The sequence below is a fragment of the Phaeobacter sp. genome (assembly GCF_022825805.1).
In the GTDB taxonomy this organism is placed as follows: Bacteria; Pseudomonadota; Alphaproteobacteria; order Rhodobacterales; family Rhodobacteraceae; genus Phaeobacter.
The window spans coordinates 1-3,162 of sequence record NZ_JAJDWC010000053.1; the positions used below are offsets into that span (position 1 = coordinate 1).

Consider the following 3,162-nt stretch of genomic DNA (forward strand, 5'->3'; position numbering starts at 1 on the left):
GCAAGACTGCCTTGATGAACTCCCACTCCAGATCGCTCATGTCCGAACGCGCCATTTTCACACCCCAGCATGTTGTTTTGCTGGAAATGAAGCACAAGCCAATACGAATGATAAGGAATTTATAGGTGTGCTGCCTAGAAACACCGCTCCCACTGGGGCGGTGTTTTACGTTTTGCCTTGCCAATCCGCGAGATCGGCGGCGCGCAACAGCCCCTCCCATCCGGGGTCTTTGGCAATCGGCGCCATCATTTCGTGCAGGCGCGGGCCATATATGCCCCACATCTTCGCCCGGATGTCCCGGCCTTTCGGCGTGATTTGCAGCACTTTGCCACGCCGATCTGTCTCGCAAGATACCGCTTCCAATAGCCCTTCGGCGATCAGTCGTTTGCTCAGATGTGACAGGCTGGATTGCTCGAAGACAACATCCGCCTCCAAATCGTTCGGCCGCAGGGCACCCCCACGGCGTTCAATCGACCAGAGCACATCATACCATTTCAGAGGCGGCAGGCCTGCCGCTTTCAGCTCCGCACTGATTTCTGCCTGAATGCGGCGGGTCAGGCGATTCATCGCCACCCAGATCCGGGTTTCTTCCGGTGTGGGCGTGTCTTTTGGTCGGGGCTGATCAGTCATCACATATGCGTGTTTCGCGGAAAAAGAGTTGCGGATGTCACACCTGCAAACTAGATGAAAATTCATCTAAATGCAACAGATATGGAGACGAACATGGGTGTGTTCAAAACAGCTTTGACTACAGCGGCCCTGGCATTGGCGGCGACCGCCTCCTTCGGGCAGGAGTTCAAGACCGACCAAGGCCATACTGAGGTCTTCTTTGGCTGGAGCCACGCAGGCGTGTCGCGCCAAAACGGAGAGTTCACCAAGGCAGAGGGCACCCTTGTTCTTGATGCAGGCAATCTTGAGGCTTCGACCCTGCGTGTGGTGATCGATGCCGACAGCCTGTCGTCCGGGTTCGGTCCACTTGATGATCACCTCAAAGCCGCTGATTTCCTAGACGTGGCCACCTACCCCGAGATCACATTTGTCAGCACCGCGATCAATCAGACCAGCGACACCACCGCAGATGTGACAGGCGATCTAACAATCCATGGCGTGACCCAGCCTGTTGTGCTCGCGACCACCTTGACCCATCAGGGCGAACATCCGCTTGGCGGCGTGTTGGATTATTACAAGGGGGAGTGGCTTGGCTTTTCCGCGACCGCGGAAATCGACCACACCGCGTTCAATGTGGGCCCGTTCAACACCGGCCCGATCACCATCGACATCAATACCGAAATGAAAGCGGTCGAGTAACACCCGACCTGGGAAAGTGGCTGATCGCTCGCGGTCAGCCTGCCCTTTTTGCGCAGGAAAAAGGGCCAACATTTCAGGTGGGCTTTTGGATGGCCCCTTGGATTAGGTCTTGCTGTGAAACGGCCATTTGCCCGAAACAAACGCCGCACAAGAAACAGGATGTTTGGCCGCACGGTTTAGACCGGCGACAGCCTCAGACCCGCTGCCGCGTAAACGTGATGCAGTAAATCAGCTGAGCGCTGCAAACTCCGCTGCGCCCTGGCCGCCGGGACCCATGGGGAGCGTGCTGGCCCAGATGTTTTCCTGCGTGATCATCTCAACAACCAGCGATCTGGCCTCTGCTGCGGGCAGCACGCGATACTGATCTGCCACCGGCGACATCGCACAATCCAAGAGATCCCTTGGACGCACGCTCATGCCGAGCAGACCCGCCTCGAGATAGATCACCTCGTCTCGGGCAAAGCGGGGCACGATCACCTGTTGGGCAAAACCCGGCTGCGCCCGGTGGATCCCACGATAGCCTTCCAGCGCACAGGCCGGAACCACCACAAAAGGATCGCCAAGCTCGTCCGTGTAAAGATCGCTTTCAATCAGCACGCCCTGATCCGGCATCACCCACATCGGCGCACGATTGTTGAGCGCGTCCTGCGGGATGTAGACCGGGCATGTCAGCGGTTCAGCCACGCCATCAGAGGCGACCAGCGGCTCTTTGTGCAGGGACAGGATCGGTTGCAATCCATTGTCGAAAGTCAGCGCCTCGTCCCCGGGAACAAGCGCCTCGATCGGGCGCCAGCCAAGATTGGAGGCGACGGTTGTTCCGGACAGGAAACCACCCTGTCCGACTGCAACCAACGGGTACTCTGTTTCCAGAGCCTCGGCCATCGGAGTGAGCTTGCGTTTTAGCAGCCAATCCAGCATCGGTTTTCCCTTTCACCAAGGCAGCCGCACCTTCTGCGCAGCCCGTCACGTTACCCGTCCGCAAAGATCATTTTTGATCGATCATGCGGGAGAGTGATGCACAGCGCGTCAGGTGAATATGCCATTTTGGCGAAAGGACCTTCTGCCCTGTGTTTCCGTCTCTCTGGTTACTTGGATACCGGCAAATCGTTAAAAGAGTATTCAAACCGGGTGATATCCTGTGCGCAGGCCTCTGCAATGGCTGCCTGCGCGCGGTCGGAATAAACCTGCTGCCAATTGCTCGGCCGGGCAGACATATTTTCCCGTGGCAAATCAAACGCGAACCCGAGATGAGCCATCAGCGGTTTGGCATCCTGGGCAAAATGTTCGAGGCGAATATAAAGATCACATCGCTCCTGCCCGTCTGGCCCACGCATGTAGGAGGCCGCAGGCGATGCATGTAAACTGTCAAGAACCCGCTGGTGGCAGGCAAATTCGTTGAAGGTCAACGCCTTGGCAAGGGGAACGAAAGGGTGGGACATCTCTTGCACGCGCAACCAGTGATAGAGGCTGACCACCCGGTCCCAGGGGTTACGTACAAGCGTGAAGGCAAACAGATCCCGCATACGCGCTGCGGGCAGCAGCCCCTCCAGATCTGCAAGTGTTGAATGTTTCCATAGACGTCCGGCGGTTTGGACCCCCTGCAGCCGACGGCGTCGTTTGCGCGCCTTCGGCGTATCGCCAAGCATCATATCGTCGGCCATGGCCCGCGCTTCCAGCGCCAGTGCCAACGATGTGCCACCGGTCTTGGGGATATGGATATACCGCACTCACCCCAAAACCCGAAATTTTTCGTGTGTTATGACCCTGAAGTTGTCTGAGACCTGATCTCGGAATGTTTTCCACTCTTTGGGGATGGTTTCGCGGAAGAATCTCAGGATCGCATCGGCGAATTGC

Annotated in this window: 4 protein-coding genes and 1 pseudogene; 1 reads left to right on the forward strand and 4 read right to left on the reverse strand. The window is 57.3% G+C overall.

What is annotated here, in order from left to right; all coding sequences use genetic code 11:
• Positions 1 to 165: 165 nt before the first annotated feature.
• Positions 166 to 630: a MarR family winged helix-turn-helix transcriptional regulator gene (locus Q0C28_RS05865; protein ID WP_293573734.1), complete on the reverse strand. Its 465-nt coding sequence runs from the start codon at positions 628 to 630 to the stop codon at positions 166 to 168.
• Positions 631 to 684: 54 nt separating this feature from the next.
• Between Q0C28_RS05865 and Q0C28_RS05870 the strand changes: the two genes are divergently transcribed.
• On the forward strand, positions 685 to 1,308 hold the full coding sequence (locus Q0C28_RS05870; RefSeq protein WP_293573736.1) for a YceI family protein: 624 nt from the start codon (positions 685 to 687) through the stop codon (positions 1,306 to 1,308).
• A 228-nt stretch (positions 1,309 to 1,536) separates the two neighbouring features.
• Here Q0C28_RS05870 and Q0C28_RS05875 read toward each other — a convergent pair whose 3' ends face one another.
• The 3 genes and pseudogenes from Q0C28_RS05875 to Q0C28_RS17730 all read right to left on the reverse strand — a co-directional run.
• Positions 1,537 to 2,226 (reverse strand): Hint domain-containing protein, encoded by a 690-nt coding sequence (locus tag Q0C28_RS05875; protein ID WP_293573738.1) that lies wholly within the window; start codon positions 2,224 to 2,226, stop codon positions 1,537 to 1,539.
• A 167-nt stretch (positions 2,227 to 2,393) separates the two neighbouring features.
• Entirely contained in the window at positions 2,394 to 3,035 is a 642-nt protein-coding gene (locus Q0C28_RS05880) for a sulfotransferase family 2 domain-containing protein (RefSeq protein WP_293573740.1), read from the reverse strand.
• Positions 3,036 to 3,162 (reverse strand): annotated as a pseudogene (locus Q0C28_RS17730) (IS630 family transposase); the annotation flags it as partial. It lies immediately after the preceding gene.